The sequence below is a fragment of the Paracoccus sp. IB05 genome (genome assembly GCF_016405985.1).
Taxonomy (GTDB): Bacteria; Pseudomonadota; Alphaproteobacteria; order Rhodobacterales; family Rhodobacteraceae; genus Pseudogemmobacter.
Window position 1 is genome coordinate 1 of record NZ_JAEFCF010000029.1, and the last position, 15,243, is coordinate 15,243.

16 protein-coding genes and 1 tRNA gene are annotated in these 15,243 nt (G+C 60.6%); 10 read left to right on the top strand and 7 right to left on the bottom strand.

What is annotated here, in order from left to right; all coding sequences use genetic code 11:
- The first annotated feature begins 18 nt into the window (after nt 1-18).
- On the top strand, nt 19-372 hold the full coding sequence (locus tag JC607_RS17320; RefSeq protein ID WP_198838148.1) for a hypothetical protein: 354 nt from the start codon (nt 19-21) through the stop codon (nt 370-372).
- A complete protein-coding gene (locus JC607_RS17325) occupies nt 369-515 on the top strand; it encodes a hypothetical protein (protein WP_198838149.1) in 147 nt (48 codons plus the stop codon). The genes JC607_RS17320 and JC607_RS17325 overlap by 4 nt, the downstream gene beginning before the upstream one ends.
- Before the next feature lie 86 nt (nt 516-601).
- On the opposite strand, the gene JC607_RS17330 is transcribed toward JC607_RS17325, so the two are convergent.
- On the bottom strand, nt 602-1,930 hold the full coding sequence (locus JC607_RS17330) for a hypothetical protein (protein ID WP_198838150.1): 1,329 nt from the start codon (nt 1,928-1,930) through the stop codon (nt 602-604).
- A gap of 675 nt (nt 1,931-2,605) precedes the next feature.
- On the opposite strand from JC607_RS17330, the gene JC607_RS17335 reads away from it, so the two are divergent.
- The 4 genes from JC607_RS17335 to JC607_RS17350 all read left to right on the top strand — a co-directional run bounded on the left by JC607_RS17335 (nt 2,606) and on the right by JC607_RS17350 (nt 6,221).
- Nucleotides 2,606-3,178 carry a hypothetical protein gene (locus JC607_RS17335; protein ID WP_198838151.1) on the top strand — a complete coding sequence of 191 codons (573 nt, stop codon included), beginning with the start codon at nt 2,606-2,608 and terminating at the stop codon, nt 3,176-3,178.
- A 320-nt stretch (nt 3,179-3,498) separates the two neighbouring features.
- Nucleotides 3,499-3,906 carry a hypothetical protein gene (locus JC607_RS17340; RefSeq protein ID WP_198838152.1) on the top strand — a complete coding sequence of 136 codons (408 nt, stop codon included), beginning with the start codon at nt 3,499-3,501 and terminating at the stop codon, nt 3,904-3,906.
- Nucleotides 3,887-5,770, top strand: a complete 1,884-nt coding sequence (locus JC607_RS17345) for a phage major capsid protein (protein ID WP_198838153.1) — start codon at nt 3,887-3,889, stop codon at nt 5,768-5,770. Before JC607_RS17340 ends, JC607_RS17345 begins: the two co-directional genes overlap by 20 nt.
- 61 nt (nt 5,771-5,831) lie before the next feature.
- Nucleotides 5,832-6,221, top strand: a complete 390-nt coding sequence (locus JC607_RS17350) for a hypothetical protein (RefSeq protein WP_198838154.1) — start codon at nt 5,832-5,834, stop codon at nt 6,219-6,221.
- Between the two features lie 77 nt (nt 6,222-6,298).
- On the opposite strand, the gene JC607_RS17355 is transcribed toward JC607_RS17350, so the two are convergent.
- Nucleotides 6,299-6,649 (bottom strand): hypothetical protein, encoded by a 351-nt coding sequence (locus JC607_RS17355; RefSeq protein ID WP_198838155.1) that lies wholly within the window; start codon nt 6,647-6,649, stop codon nt 6,299-6,301.
- Nucleotides 6,642-7,190 (bottom strand): hypothetical protein, encoded by a 549-nt coding sequence (locus JC607_RS17360; protein ID WP_198838156.1) that lies wholly within the window; start codon nt 7,188-7,190, stop codon nt 6,642-6,644. Before JC607_RS17360 ends, JC607_RS17355 begins: the two co-directional genes overlap by 8 nt.
- A 92-nt stretch (nt 7,191-7,282) precedes the next feature.
- Here JC607_RS17360 and JC607_RS17365 point away from each other — a divergent pair, with 92 nt between their 5' ends.
- The 3 genes from JC607_RS17365 to JC607_RS17375 all read left to right on the top strand — a co-directional run bounded on the left by JC607_RS17365 (nt 7,283) and on the right by JC607_RS17375 (nt 9,060).
- Nucleotides 7,283-7,540: a helix-turn-helix domain-containing protein gene (locus JC607_RS17365; protein WP_198838157.1), complete on the top strand. Its 258-nt coding sequence runs from the start codon at nt 7,283-7,285 to the stop codon at nt 7,538-7,540.
- A 223-nt stretch (nt 7,541-7,763) separates the two neighbouring features.
- A complete protein-coding gene (locus JC607_RS17370; RefSeq protein ID WP_198838158.1) occupies nt 7,764-8,003 on the top strand; it encodes a hypothetical protein in 240 nt (79 codons plus the stop codon).
- Nucleotides 7,993-9,060, top strand: coding sequence for a tyrosine-type recombinase/integrase (locus tag JC607_RS17375; protein WP_370584858.1), 1,068 nt, complete (start codon nt 7,993-7,995; stop codon nt 9,058-9,060). Before JC607_RS17370 ends, JC607_RS17375 begins: the two co-directional genes overlap by 11 nt.
- Before the next feature lie 74 nt (nt 9,061-9,134).
- Here the strand turns inward: JC607_RS17375 and JC607_RS17380 are convergent.
- The 4 genes from JC607_RS17380 to JC607_RS17395 form a co-directional block, all read right to left on the bottom strand.
- Nucleotides 9,135-9,208, bottom strand: a tRNA-Ser gene (locus JC607_RS17380).
- A 144-nt stretch (nt 9,209-9,352) separates the two neighbouring features.
- Nucleotides 9,353-10,702 carry a HipA domain-containing protein gene (locus JC607_RS17385; protein ID WP_233092972.1) on the bottom strand — a complete coding sequence of 450 codons (1,350 nt, stop codon included), beginning with the start codon at nt 10,700-10,702 and terminating at the stop codon, nt 9,353-9,355.
- 2 nt (nt 10,703-10,704) lie between these two features.
- Complete coding sequence (locus tag JC607_RS17390; RefSeq protein ID WP_198838161.1) at nt 10,705-10,917, bottom strand: helix-turn-helix domain-containing protein; 213 nt, start codon at nt 10,915-10,917, stop codon at nt 10,705-10,707.
- A gap of 318 nt (nt 10,918-11,235) precedes the next feature.
- Entirely contained in the window at nt 11,236-12,630 is a 1,395-nt protein-coding gene (locus JC607_RS17395) for an MBL fold metallo-hydrolase (protein ID WP_198838162.1), read from the bottom strand.
- 318 nt (nt 12,631-12,948) lie between these two features.
- Between JC607_RS17395 and JC607_RS17400 the strand changes: the two genes are divergently transcribed.
- On the top strand, nt 12,949-15,243 hold the full coding sequence (locus JC607_RS17400) for a hypothetical protein (RefSeq protein WP_198838163.1): 2,295 nt from the start codon (nt 12,949-12,951) through the stop codon (nt 15,241-15,243).

Here is a 15,243-nt window from a genome sequence, read left to right on the forward strand (position 1 = left end):
ACCCGCTGACTCACAAACATGAATCCGCAGATCAGAGGAATAGCGCAACAAAGCCCACTGGACCACACAAAGGGGGCGCTTGGTGCGGTTCCCATTGCCGCCCGCCCTATCCTTATCAAGCGAGACGGCAACCCGATTAGCTACCGCTACATGGCTGATTTGATGCTGAAAGAGCGCAAGCGGCTGGGGCTGGAAGCCTATGACCTTCACGCGCTGCGCTATCGCGGGGTGAAGGAATTGGCATGGGCCGGATGCGATGATGACGAAATCGCCGCATATTCCGGCCATGCCACCAAAGAGATGATTGCGAAGTACGCAGGCGAGGCCCGGCAGGAAATGCGGGCGCGTCAAGCGCGGGAGAAACGGCAATGAACAGAACAGGCACAGAACAGCAACCTGATACCCTGGGTGATACCCTCGGGCCGGTCATGTCTGCTAAGTCATTGAAAAATATGGAGGCGGGTACCGGAATCGAACCGGTCTTCACGGATTTGCAATCCCACAGCAAGCGTTGAAATATAAGGGAAACTCTTCAAAAGGCATGGTTTTTGTCATTCCAGAAATCAACGGCTTATCCCGTAGTTACAAAACGCGGACGCGCCTATACACTGTGAATGTAGTTCTGCGTCATTGGATGTCCCATCAAACGGCCTCTAGCTTTGTCTGACCAAGGCAGGTCGCGCATAGTAAGCAAGAAACACAGTGCTTCGACAGCGTGGATGACGCGAGCAAGATCGGCAAACTCTTCCTGACTGCGAACTTCAATGTGGTTGTGCGCCGCTTCTCCCCTCAATCCTTGGGATCGCTTAAGTTCTGCAACAAACTCATCTCTCGACTTTGACACGTGGTTGTTCGGCCAGACCAAAGAGACCAACCGCCGGAACCTCGCATCGTGAGATTCCTTTATGAGCGGTTTGAGAATGCCCCGGATTCGCCCCAAATCTACATTAAGCCCATTTTCAACACCCGCCACCCGGGCAGCGCCAGCCATCGCTTCGACAACTAAGTTATCAGTAACTAACTCAGGGATGGCGGTTGGTATTCGTTCAAGCCATTTGCAAGCTGACAGCAATCTTTCTGATGAAATCTCACGGTGCATTCGTAAGCAGCCCGCCATATGCACATAGGTGTTTTTCCAATCATCCAATCTATCCATCCACGCAACAAGGCACTTGGTAAGGTTGGAAATTTCGTCAGAGGAGTTCCCCCATGCGGGGCTTCCGTGAAAAGATATATGGCTTGGCGGGTCATCGAGGGGGTGACCGAGGCGTATCTCGTGATGTTCGTGAATTTCGGCGTGACTTTCAACCGATGCAATAAATTCTTCCTGAGTTTGCCTGCTTATTTTCCGATCAGTGTCATCCAGCAAGAAACCTAAGCAACCAGAAAAGAACCATTTGAGAATGCTTAAATATTCAAGATGCTCCCCAAGGGGAACGGCATCGTGAAACTCGATCTCAAATCCACAGTCAAAGTCTGTGTAGCCATCTCCCCATGCCATTCCCCTTGCGGTGTAGTAAGCTCGCAAGTTTGCCAGAGAGGCCGTTACTGAGAATATCTCGAAGCTCTCTTCGGTGCGCCTGCCTTGACTGAGGGATCTTAGTTTTTCGCCGTTCCAGAACATTCGCATTGCATTTGGCATCCTGAAGTTGACGCGCCTAATGCGATCAGTGGGTATCCACTCATTTGTTCCAATTATTGCGCAGTTGGAATATATTGGCAGCCAGAATGCTGTGGTTTGTGCGTTCGGCCCATTTCTTCGGCCCGGTCCGCCAATAATGTTGTTGTATAGAGAAATTACTTTCAGCTTTTCAGATAGAATAAAAACTGGCTGATCTTCTTTGACATGGGGGAAAATCATCAAATGTGTATATTGTCGCCAGAATTTCGCTAGAATCATATTTAAATGTGCAGGGGTGGCGTTTGCCACTCACAAGTTCGATGCACTGCACCGTTTCTTTAGGCTGAATGTCGAAGCTGCTTGTCAAGGTTATCCGCTCCCACCTCTTGGCTCCCTATTTTCGATAGCTCACGTTCGCAAGCCTCGCAACGCCTGTTAACTCCGCCGCGCGGCATCACAGCCCCGCGCCCCCTCATTGCCAGACCTGAACTGATCTGCCCCGATATTTGACATGGAGATAGGATATAATGCCGCCCGGCATCCGCCGGGCGAAGAGGGTGCGAGGCGAGAACGGGGCATTGTGGGGCAGATAATGCCTAGACGGGGCAGCCGTGGGGCAGTGTCAGGGGCAGGCTGAACTATAGTTTTCTGTTTTTTTATATATACTTATATGATCCTGGGGCAGATGGGGCAGTAAACCATAGCGGCCAACCAAAAAAATAGCGCAACTCGGTAAAACGCTAGAAGCTAATAGGGGGAAGTCGCTGCCCCATCTGCCCCGGATTCTCTTATCTTGTTGAATTGGCGTTATAAACCGGACTTTCGCATTGCCCCCCGACTGTCCCCGCCACGCCCCGGACTACGCTGCCCTTGCCCTGTTGCGGTAAGTGCCTGCCGCATCGCGCGGTGCCGATACGGCTCTTAAGGTTCCCTCCTGCATCTTGATCCGGTGGCAGTTGATTGCCGGGCCAGAGGGATGGGACCATGGAACAGATGCACGGCGGGGCGGCGCTACAGCGGGCAACCGGGTTGAACCGGACCCGGTTCAAGTCGCACCGCGAAGGCGCGGCAGCGCCGCTGTTCGTGGCGGCCAGTGTCGAGGGCATCGACCTTGCGCCCCTCATGCAGACGGATACGCCGCGTAACCAGTATTCGGCCGAGTTCGTGATGGTCGCGGCCATTGCCCGCCCTTTGCTGGACTGGGGTGTTTTGGCAGCCGATGCCTACCGCATCGGTATGAAGTTTGCCTTCAGTGCTTTGGGGGCCGAGGGCCACCCGCCGCGCTTCGACCCGCTCTATGATCTGGGCGAAACGCTGCTGATCCTGACCGATCCCCGGCCGTTCCGTGATGACCTGACCGCCCCCGGCGTGGATGGGTTCGCCATCGTGTCCGATCACTACGCGCCGGGGTTGGCCGCCGCTGCCATGCAAGCGCGCGGGGATGAAGCCGAGCCGGTGCTTATCGTCAACCTGTCGGCGCTTTGCCGCCGGGTTGCCGCCGTGCTGGGGCTGGACCCTGCAACCTTTTTGCGCCCGGTGGCGCAAGTGGCCGCGTGATGCTGGCCGCAGCAAATACCATTCGGGCGGTTCTTCAAGGGTGGCCGCCCGGATCAGCGCCAGCGGGGTTGTGGTGTCCCGCGCTGGTGTCGCGGGGGGGGGAAGGCCGGGCGAAAGGTCCGCGCCCGTGTCGTCGGGTGCGGCCCGGCCTTCCCGTTCCGCCCCTGACAGAAAGCGCCCTGGACTCGCCCCCACCCCCGTTAGGTTCTTCCCGGAAAAAGACATGTGGGGGTATTCGCGACCGCATGACTCGGGGCAATGTGAAGAATTTGCGTGGCGGGTTTTTGGGTTGGGGTTGTTGTTATGAAAGGGAAATTCGGATGCTGCGGCATGATGTGAACCAGAATACCCCACCCGGATTTATGGCGGTGGATCGGGCGGACGTGGTGGCGGCCTGTCTGGCCGTGCTGATCCGCGAATTGCATGGCCTCGGCCTGAAGCGCGAGGTTGCGCTGGCCGTGCTGCGCGATGCGGCCGACCGGATCAACGCCGCCCTGACCCGTGGGCCGCGCGCCCTTGTGCTTTACCGGCTGGACCGGAAGGCCCCGATTGGCATCGTCTCGGACGATGACGCCCGCCTCGCCACCTTCACCGCCGAGGCTGAAGCCTCGGGCACGGGTTTGATCGGGCTGAACCCCTATCGGGTCGCAGTGCTGGCCGCCAAGGCAAATTCCGAGGGTTGCGCCACGCTGAAGCAAGGGGGGCAGTATGACCGTGCGCTTCACTGATCCGGGCGCGGGTTCTGCCGGGGGCGTGGGGGCCGAAGATATGGCAACCCGCATCGGTGCGGCCGTTCTGGCTGAAGCCGAAGCTGGCGACGAGCGCAGCGTGGCGCTGTCATTTTCCTCGGAAGCGCCGGTGCTGCGCGATTACCACTTCGGCACCGGCTGGGAAGTCCTCGGCCATCTGCCCGCAGAGGTGGATCTGGCCCGCGTGGCGGCGAATGCCGTGCCCCTCTTGGCCGATCACCGCCGCAGCCTTGACGCGAAGCTGGGGTCCGTGACCTCGGCCCAGATCGTCGGGGCGCGGGGGCGGGCAGTAGTCCGCTTTGCGGAAACGCCCGAAGCCGATGCAATGCTTGCCCGCGTTCGCGCGGGCGAGGTGCAAAGCGTGTCTGTCGGATACGCGGCCCACGCCTTGGAGGTGGTGGGCGATCTGGACGGAATCCCGGTGGTCCGCGTGACCCGCTGGGAATTGTTGGAAATCTCTCTCGTCGCCACCCCGGCCGACCCTTCGGTGGGTATCGGCCGTTCACTTGCCCCCGCCCTGAAAGGACTGACCATGACTACCCCGAACCCCGCGCCGGTCACTCCGGCACCCGCCGCCCCGGCCACGGCCGTGATGGAAGCCACGCGCGCCGAACGCGCCCGTGTCCGCGAACTGCAAGCCGGTGCCCAGCGTTTCGACCTCCCCGCCGATATGTTGGCCGCCGCCATCGAAGACGGCACCACCGTTGGAGCCTTCCAGCGGCAGGTGCTGGAACACATCGGCTCGGACACGTCCACTGCCACCCGCCAGCGCATGAACGCCCCGGCAATTCGGCGCGGTGGCGAACGTGAATATTCGCTCCTGCGCGCTGTCGCCGCAGAGTATTCGGGCAACTGGTCGGAAGCCGGGTTCGAGCGTGAGGTGGCGCAGGAAACCACCCGTGCCGTGGGCAAGTCCGCGACGGGCTTCTATGTTCCCCCGGCGGTGCTGGGCCGCGCTGTCATCACCACCGCCACCGCGCCCTCGCTGATCGGCACCGATCAAATGGCATCCGCCTTCATCGACGCCCTGCGGCCCGAAGTGCAGGTGATGAGCCTTGGGGCCACGGTTCTGCCGGGGCTGGTGGAGAATGTGGCGGTGCCCCGCATGGTCTCGGGCACCGGGGCCGAGTGGGTGGCTGAAGGTGTGGCTTCGACCGAGTCCTCGCCTGTTTTCGACTCGGTGCCGCTGTCGCTGAAGCAACTTTCGGCCCGCAGCCAGCTTTCGCGGCGGCAACTGAAGCAGTCCCTGCCGGGGCTGGACGTTCTACTGAAGAACGACCTGCGCCGGTCAATCGGCATCGAACTGGACCGGGCGGCAATCTCGGGCGCGGGAACCGCGACCGTCCCGCGCGGCATCTTGAACACCGTGGGTATTGGCAGCGTGGCAATCGGCACGAATGGCGGCACCCCGCACTTCCCGTTCCTGACCCGGCTTATGGCCGAGGTGGAAGCCGACAACGTGGCGGGCACGTCCTATGGCTGGCTGACCAACCATTTCGTGAAAGGCTCGCTGCTTTCCACGCAGACGGCGGACGGTGCGCAACAGATGATCCTGCAACGGAACGGCACCGACTGGGCCATTGCCGGATACAAGGCCGCCTTCAGCAACCTTGTGCCCGCGAATGGCACTAAGGGCACCGGCACCAACCTGTCGACGCTGATCTTCGGCAATTGGTCGGACCTGCTGATCGGCCAATGGGGCGGCATCGACCTTGTGGTCGATGACATGACCGGGGCCGATACCGGCAACGTGCGGATCGTGGCCCATTCGGAATGGGACATTGCGGTGCGGCACCCCGAGTCCTTCGCTTCCATCCGCGATGCCGTAACCACGGCCGCCTGATCGGAGCTATCTGCCCGCCCCTAACCGGGGCGGGCTTTCCCCATTTCGGAAAGGGCCAGCTATGGCAATCATTCACGGCAAGGACGGGATTGTGAAGATCGGCGCGGCCGATTTCGGCCATGTCCAAAGCTGGAATCTGGACGTGACGGCCGATGTGGCCGAAGCCTATTCCATGGGCGAGGACTGGAAGGATGCCGGGGTGGGCGTGAAGGGCTGGTCCGGTTCGCTGGAATGCTATTTCGATCCGGCGGACGGCACCCAAGACGACATCGAGGTGGGCACCGTGGTGGCGCTGAACCTCTATCCGGGCGGCGATGACACAGGCGCGGCCTATTACAGCGGCAATGCCGTTGTGTCGGGCATCCCGCTGTCGGGGGCTAAGGACGGGTGGGTGGCAATCACCTTCAACTTCACGGGCAAGGGCGCGCTGGCGAAGGCTGTAGCCGCCTGATCGGCCGCCCTCGGCCTTCACCGCCTCTGTGCGGGAAGGTCAGGGCAAGGCGGGGAAGAAAAGGCGGACGGCCTTCTTCACATGGGCGCGGGGATAAGGGTTTCAGGGCGGCCGCCAAGTGGCCGCTTTGTCATTTCCGGCCTCGGCCGATCCGGCCGCAGGGCGCGCGCTTCCAGCGCCAATAGCGCGCGGGCATGTACAAGCTGCCCGGTGGCCCAGCCGATACCCTGCCGGGTGACGATATAGCGGCCGGGTGCCACCGGATGAATGAAGCCCTGCCGCAGCGCCATGCCCACGGCCATATCGAGGCCGTAGGGGTCAAGCCCTGCGGCGCGGGCCAGTGGGATTTTCGGGGCTTCCTGCACGGCCGCTACGGCACAGAGGAAGTCCAGAAGGTTCCGGTTGCTAAAGCCCCGGCGCTCACGCATCCAGACGCCCCACCTCTTCGCGCTTCTCTGCCTCTGCACCGGAACCGGGTACCACGCCGCCCCATGCGGTTAAACGCCAGATGCGTTCGCGATGCTGGCGGGCCTGATCCATCGTCATCACCTCGGCCCGGCCGAGGCGCAGCAAGGTCACTGCGGTGCGCAGGCGGCCCAAGGCCCCGCCGTTGCGGGTGGTGGCCGGATCGGCGGCAAGTTGGACGAAGACCTGTTCCGGGTCTTCCATGTTCACCGCTACGGTGAGCATTCCGCGCGCGGCACATTCCTGAAGCCCGGCCCATAGCTGCGCGGGCGTCAGGTTGTATTCGCCCGCCGCCTCGGCCAGATCTATCCATGCGGAAGCCTGCTGCATGTCCGCGACGGGTTCGCGGGCCGCCAAGCTGTCCATGGCCTCGGAGAAGTCGATAGACAGGGCGAAGACCCCGGCGGCCGCGTATTCGTTCAAGCTGATCCGGCGGCCGTCTGTCCCGGAAAGCCGGGCCTGCATTTCCGTATAGGCGCGGCGGTCAAACTGAAGCGTTTCCATGATATGCACCTTCCTTTCGCGTCTAGAAACCTAGCGGTCTAGCCGTCTATCCGATTATGGGCTATCATCACCACTACGGTGACAAATGCACTATGAAGGACATTTTCGTGGTGACAAGCGCACAAATTAGGGCCGCTAGGGGTCTTCTCAACTGGACCGTGCGCGATCTTGCCGAACGGTCGGGCGTTCACCGCAACACGGTGACGCGGGTTGAAACCGAAGCAACCGGGCCGGGCCATTCAATCGCAGCGATCCGGGTGGCGCTGGAAGCGGCCGGGGTGGAGTTCATCCCCGAGAATGGCGGGGGTGCCGGGGTGCGTCTTGCCAAGCCGGGCGGCGCGGGCGCGTAACAGGGCTTCCCTAAGATTGCCCTAGCGAAATCGCGGTGCGCGCTGGCGATTTCAGCCGATTTCCTTAACTGCACCTTGCCGAGTTCTGTTGCTTTTTAAGGGCATCAAGACGCTTGCAGGCGGGACGGTGCGATGCGGACGGCGGCACAACGGCAATCGACATTTCTTTTGCACGATGCGTCACTACCGGCGACCGGCACCCCTGCGTCGGAGGTGAATGCTCATGTTTGAATTGATTTCAGGCGAAGACCTTGCCCGGCAGATGCTGTTTTCCGGGGTCAATGGCGCTTTCCGCGACTGGTGCGCCCTTATGAAAATCCACCCGGTGCCGGGACGGCGCGGGGTATATGACCCGGCGCTGGTGCGGCTCAGGCTGGATGAAGCGCAGGGCCTTGCCACCGGCGACGGGGCGGCCTCGGGTGCGGGTCTGGTGGCCCAGCGGCGGGCGCGTCGTGGTGCGTAACCGCCAGCGCCTTCCCCCCGAAATCAACCGGGTGCGGGCCAAGCTGGCGGACGGCACGGTGCGCTATTACTTCTATCTGACCCACCGGAAGGGCGCGCGGTTCTGGGTTGATAGCCAGCCGTTCCCCACCGATCCCGCCTTCTTCGCCGCCTATGTCGCGGAACAGGAAAAGGGGCGGCCGAAGGTCGGGCACCTCGTGCCCGGCATGGTGGACGCCTATCTGTCTTCGGCCGAGTTCAAGGCCAAAAGTCCCCGCACCCAAGACGATTATCGCAAATGGGCGCTGCGCTTCGCGGCCGAGTTCAAGGACGATCCGGTGGCGATATTCGAGGAACCGGCATCGCGGGGCGAGGTGAACGAATGGCGGCAACAGTGGGCACATTCGGCCAAGCAATTTGACTATGCCGGAACGGTGGTCACGCTGATCCTGAATTGGGCGCGGGATGCCGGGAAGATCGCGGAGCATCATTGCGACCGCTTGCCCAAGGCATACAAGGCCGACCGGGCCGAGGTGGTCTGGACGGAAGCCGACCTTGCCACCTTCACCGCCCTTGCGCCGGAATGGGTCTCGCGCATCCTTCTGGCCGCCTGCGAAACCGGGTTGCGGCCGGGCGATCTTATCAAGCTGTCCCGCGCCCATATCGAAGAGACGCCGGGCGGGCGGCGCATCCGCATCAAGACGAACAAGCGCGGCCGGGTGGCGCATATCCCGGTGCTGCCCCGCATGGCCGCCATTTTGGACGCCACGCCCAAGGACCGGCTGTTGATCCTGACCAATGCCAACGGCCAGCCGCTGACCGAACACCGGGCTTCAGAAGGCGTCCGCCAGTGGCGTGACAAGGCCAAGCTGTCGGACACGCTGCGGCTTCAGGATGCCCGAGGCACGGCCGCCACGCGGCTGTTGAACGCGGGCCTTAGCCTTGCGCAGATCGCGGGCTTCATGGGCTGGGGGCTGCGCCATGCGCAGAACGTCATCGAGCATTATGCGCGCCTTGCGCCGGGCGAGTCCGACCGCATCCTTGAGGCCCTGACGGCGGCCAAACGGGGCGTAGCATGAACAGGTTTTCAAAACGCTTTTCAAAACAGGCCCCCGAAAGGGTCGCGCATTTCAGCTAAGTGTTTGAAAAGATTTGGAGGCGGGTACCGGAATCGAACCGGTCTTCACGGATTTGCAATCCGGTCAGAAAGCCAATGAAATCAAAGCCCCTCTGTTTCAAAACAGGCCCTGACAAATCAGGAACATAAAGCGAAAGTTTCAACGCCTGTCTTGGCACGAATCGTCGCCAAATCCGTGCGCGGAGAATGGGCGCCTGCCGGATACGTCGATCCGCATGCCGCCTTGCTTGCCATCAACTCATCCCGCCCCACCCGCCGGGATGCAGGGTTTTGCCGTCCCGCTCCACGCGCGGAAAGTAATCGCGTTTCGGGATCTCCAGTTGCAGATCCAGCGCGGCCAGCACGACCTGCGCCTGGGCATGCAGCCCGTCTGCGAGTGACTTGCTTGCGATCTTCGGGGCCAGGTCGGCAATCGCACGGACTGTAGCTGCGACAACCCTCAATCCCCGTTTGGTCGACGACTTCGCAAACCCGAGATCCGTCATCAGCGCAGCGAGCGCGTCCTGGTCAAAATCCTCGGCGAACCGGGCTTTGCCATGGTCGAACGAGAACTGGTGCGTGACTGTTGTGTCCATGAAGACAGGGACGACATCGTAGAGCGGTGCCAGCCAGATCCCCTGATCCTTGTAAAGCAGGCTCGCATTCTTGGCATGATTGTCCGTATTGCCAACCAACAGGTTGAAGATCGTATGTTCGAAGAACCCTTGGGTCATAATCCCGGGAACCGTCACTTGGCGCGCGATCTGCGCTACGGCGGCTGCCGAGAAACGATGTTGGGGGTTTGAGCTCTTGCGTTCGTATTTCAGCTCTGCCGCAAGACCCAGTGCCTGGCAGAAGTCCTCGGCATGGACCCGGCGGATCAGTTCCACCCCGTCTTCGAGCCGCTGCTCGCGATCGAAGCGCCGCGACTGGAGGGCGTTGATGTGTCGCCCATCGATATCGAAGGTCAGGGCCAGTGTGGCGGCGGTTTCGATATCTGCGGCCTGCGCGATGGCAAGCAGGGCCACCTCGTGCTTCGTGATCTCGGGATCGGCCTGTGGCGAGACTTTCAGGATATGCGTGGTCGGCGCTCGGGAGCCTTCGCGCGGTATGTAGAAATCATCCCCGTCAGCCACGACCGCGATCTTGCCCTGGACGCCCGCCACCGGCGAGGGATCCCGTTCGCCTTCCGGCATCCGGCGGTGCAGGTGCAGCGACAGCACGATCTCTTCGAGGCGCTTTCGGTTGAGAAGTTCGTAATCGCCAGGGAAACGACCCGGCATCTTGCCCGGCCCAGTCCCTTCTGGGGTGATCGAGATGGCGCCCGGGCAGTCAGCCCCGAGATGGAAGAGCAGCGCACCGTAGTCGTCACGGTCAACCTTGAAGCTGGAGAGCACGCGGTCGAGCTGCGGCCCCTCGAACAACAGATTGGCAAAATACCCTCGGCAATCGGCATCGCCATATGGCTCGGGCCGCACAGGAAGCGAGAGCGAGATTTGCCCGCCGTTGGCAGCCCCCTCCGTATAGGCGAAACTCAGGGTCTTGTCGTCGGCACGGGTCAGCACGCCGACGGGCGTCTCTCGCCCCTCGATCCAGACATCCATTCTCATCCCCGGCCCTCAGCGAGCAGGTCTATGCCAAGCGCCTGGCAGAGTCGCAGATAGGTGTCAAACTTGGCGGTGGCCGCTCCGCGCTCGATTTTCGAGAGGTTCGCCTGGGGGATTCCGGTGAGGGATGCGAGATCTTCCTGGGTCATGCCGACGGCGTTTCGCCGGTCACGAACGACCTGCCCCAGTTCGGCTTCAACGGTGATCTTCATCTTTGCCCTCAATCCAAACGTGCCGCGCGAACGCGCAGGATCCATGGTGATTTTGCCATATTATTGCGCAAGAATCGCTGCCAGGCAATCAGTATGGTAATTTTGCCATGCAACGGTGTGTAACGGGGCGCTCACAGTAAAATATGTCGAAGCCACCATATTCCTCCGGCAACGAGGCGGGCGGGCAAAAATGGCTGGCCAGATCATCTATGCCGGGCAGAGCCGCTGCAACTGCAGTGTCGGTCGGTGTCCGCCATCGGGTAGCAAAACGGCCTAACAACTGCCGCCGCCAAGTTGGTTGTCCCAAACGGTTAGACCCTAATGGCAGCTGCAAGGACGCGGATAATTAGGCATACTCCAACGCCCGTTGGTGGATTCGACCCGAACTGTAGCGTCTGGCAGCGAACTGCCGATGCACCGCACGCATAACCTATATGGGCTGGCAATGAATCCATGGGCAGGAGCAGTAACCCTGTGGCCACCATTTCGAACCAAGATCTGCTGCGTCTGATGGCCAACCCAGTCATCAATTATGCGGTAACTCTCATCGTTGTGACTCGAGGCGTGGTGCGGGGCGGTCACGATCAGATTTCTGTGGCTCGGCAAGCCTGTTGTGGGCTTAGCAAAAGGTGTGCCTTGGGTAGTGAGACGTGAATCGGCGGTGAAGAGCACCGCTGGCTCCTTTTCATCCTCATGACGGAGGAAGGCCAAGCACTGACGGTTCGCGCGCGATAGTGTCAAGGCGTAGAAAATCTGTTTCGGCGACACTACGCTTGGCACTGGCAGCACTTCAACCGCATTGACGGGCGTCAAGAATCCGTGATCCCCGCCACTCGCGCCGCCGCCCGCGTTCCTGCGGCCTTGCTCGAACTGTTCGAAATCGAACCAGCGGATTGGAATCCCGAAAGTAATGCAGCTTGCGACCGTCTGAGAGATCCGCTCATGCGTATCGAGCGCATCGTGTGCTAACTTCATCGCAAGGCCTTCGTCCGGATGCGCATTCGGCAGCTCGTCCCGCTCACGCAAGTCTATGGCCAAACTGGATGCCAAACATTCGTGGCTATTCCAGATCGGCGCGTTGCCCAAAAACACGCGCAGGAAGGCATCCGGGAAGACAGATGCATCCGGCCCTTCGACTTGAAATGCCTCTTCGCTGTGTCCGACCGGGCGCTCGTCCTCTCGAATCAGAAAAAAGTTGCTAAATAGGTCGCTTTGGGAAGCCGCGCGGCGAATGGCCTCTTCAAAGTGCTCATGGTCCCGATCTTCCGGTAACGGCACCCGATCGTGTGCTTTATTCCGCTCACCAGAAATTTCGTGCATGGCTTTCGCGATCTTCGGTGCCGCTTCGAATGCTCCTTTGACTATGCGGCTTCGAACCCACTTCGAACGGCGTGGCCCGGCGCCAGCCGGAGCCCATAATGCGGGCAGCCAAACCTCTTCGATACTGCGGCCAGTCTTCAACCAACTTGCTATGAACTGCGGCGCGCCCTCGCAATGATCCGCGTCTTCGTGGCTGAGGATCAGGCGATCGATCTTACGAAGATCCGGCATCATGCCAGTCAAAAAAACACAAAGTGAGTTGTCGAGATCCCCCTTCCCAAGGCGCCAACCTGTGTCGACCAGGACCGCCTTGTCACGGTTTTGGTGGGTTGTCCGCAGCAGGAAACTTTCTCCTTTGCGAGGTAGCGGGATCGCCAGAAACGTAGAAGCCATGGTTCCTCATAAGGAAATGCGTGGGCGGTGCCATCGGATCATAGTTTGGTGCCGGCTGAAAATTCTGATTATACGGTCTGATTGTAGCCGTCCTCCCTAGATGCGTATTTCGAAGACATCGCCCGAAGCAAGCATCATGTGATGTCGTCGCAAGCCATAAAAACCTTGCCGAGGGGCCATCGTCCTCGCACTACAAATTGACCCGCGACCGTAACCTATAGTCAAATCCTGTGTATGACTGGTAGGGTCACCTCAGGATTATTTGACTTGTCGACCACCTTTATCGTCGAGTTCCGAGCGGAGCGGTCAGGAGATAGAATGCAAAATCTTGACGTGACCGCCAACATCACACCAACAAGTATTGCCGCCGGATTCGGGCTGGCTGGTCGCCGCGAGATTTGTGGCTTGCTGGCACTACTCGAAATCGCGGGAACCACCGAGATCCTGAAAGGGCTTGCGGCAGCGGCTCAATCCAAACTGATCAAGGCGCAGGCAGCTGACAGTGACCGCTTGGCCCAGATCAGCGAGGCTTTGCTCGTTACAACGCGTTCCACTGACGCACTCCGACTCCAGCTTTGGTGCGAAGTTTCACAGATCTTGGGGCTTCCGGAGAGCATCCCGCTTTCTATGCGCAACATTCAAGGCGCAGCGGCTGCATTGGGTGTTCGAGCGGCCGAAATATTGAAACCATCGGTTCTTGCGGCGCGCGCGGCCGCTGCTGACGCGGGCACTGCTACAAAAGTCGGGCGGAAGTTTGTTAGGGCGCTTCCAAAACTTCAGCGCAATTCGCGTGATGAGGGGGTCAGCTTTCCGGATGTGGTTGCTTCGGAACTCATGGCGCTGATGGGCGGGTTGAGCCAGTTCGATCTGGCAGGGACCGTTGACCCTGATGTCGCCGCAGCGATTCAAAAGGGTCAGACAGCTATATCCGCTGCTGCGGTCGCCGGTGGTGGATGGGCGGCTTTCGCCACCGCCGTGGGGTCAGCGGGGTTCGCACCCTATATAGCCGCAGCGCAGCTCTCGGCGGTTGTGCCATTCGTCAGCGGACCGGCGCTGGTTTCCTTCCTTGCCGTCATGACCAACCCGATGACAGTCGTCGCCGGAACCGCTGCCTTGGGATATTGGGCCCTCAAAGGGCAGAGCGTATCGGCGAGAGAGACGGCCGCTGCCCGGGTTGCAATCCTGCTGGCCGTGGGAGGCATGCAAGATCAGAGCACAGGAGTGGAAACCCTCGCGTCCGTGCTCCGCCGCGGCCATCGGCTTAGTGAAGCGGAACTGAGCCACCTGAGCCAGAAGACGCGTGACGGACTGATCTTGCGCGGAGGCCAACTCGAACACCGCCTTTCCGGCGAGGTTCCGTCGCCAGCATCTTCGGCCCCGGGAGCTTGGGGTGTTCCCATAAAACATGCGCCTTTGCCCGCAGGAGCAGACGCAGCCGTGGTTGCGGGGTTGACCGCAGGCGACATGCTTTACCATGCAGCCGCAATTGACCCAGCGGTGCTGAGGGCAGCTGATTTTTCCCGGACAGTCGATCTTGACAGCCCGCTGGACCTGGCTGCCCACGTGGCCTCCTTTGCCACAAACGGAGCACAAATTGCGGTCCGGGGCTACGCCGCCGAACAACTCGTAATGGCCAGCCTGGTCGAGCAAGGGCATGTCGTTGAACTCGCCGCCAGCAGCACGATGCCGGGCTATGATCTGCTTATCGACGGCAATCCCGTGCAGGTGAAATGCGGAGCAAGCCTGTCCCTGCTGCAGGAGCACTTTTCGAAGTATCCCGATATTCCGGTGATTGCCAACGCTGACCTTGCCAGAATGGCTGAAGCGTCAAGTGAGCCATGGGCGCATATGGTGAGTTCGGTCGAGGGCTTCGACCTTGATTACGTTCAAAGTATTCTGGAAAGGTCATTGGATGCCGCAGAAGCGATGAGCGAGAGCATGGTGCCAGCCTATGCCATGATCGTAGGCGGTGTGCGGGCTGCACGTAAGGCCTGGACAGGAGAAATTCCGGTCGAAGATTTGCCAGCATGGCTGGTGATTGATCTCGCGATCCGGGGTGGGCTCTCGTCCGTCGGGCAAATCGGTGGTGCTTTTGTCGGCATGTTGGTGATTGGCCCTGCGGGCGCTCTCGTCCTTGGGCCAGCGGTAGGTATTGCGGCACTTTTTGGCACTGGCCAGTTGCACGGCCTGCTTGACCGGGCAATCCGCAACCCCTGGCACTCATCGGTCATGGAGGCGGCCGAGCGCCTGCGTCATGCCCTTGTGGCTTCCTGCAACCGGCGACTGGAGATGATGCTCGAACGACAACTCCGTCTGAGAGATTCCGCTGAAAGCTTGCCTGGGGAGTTGAGCGGTTGGCTCGACAGGCGCATGGCCGATGATGTCATACACGTCTGGGAAACGCTGGATGGATACGGGCCAGTTTCGACGATCCGCGATGCGATGGAACTCTTAATACACGCCTCCAAAGTTGGGATGGCAGACCCGGAGGTTCTTACGGCACGCAGGCACCTGACATCGCTCATCGAAGCAAAACCGTCGACTGTGGCCTCGCTGCGGCAGGTTGGTGAGAAGATTACTACGCTTGCTCAGACAGTTCCTCGACGCGGTTAG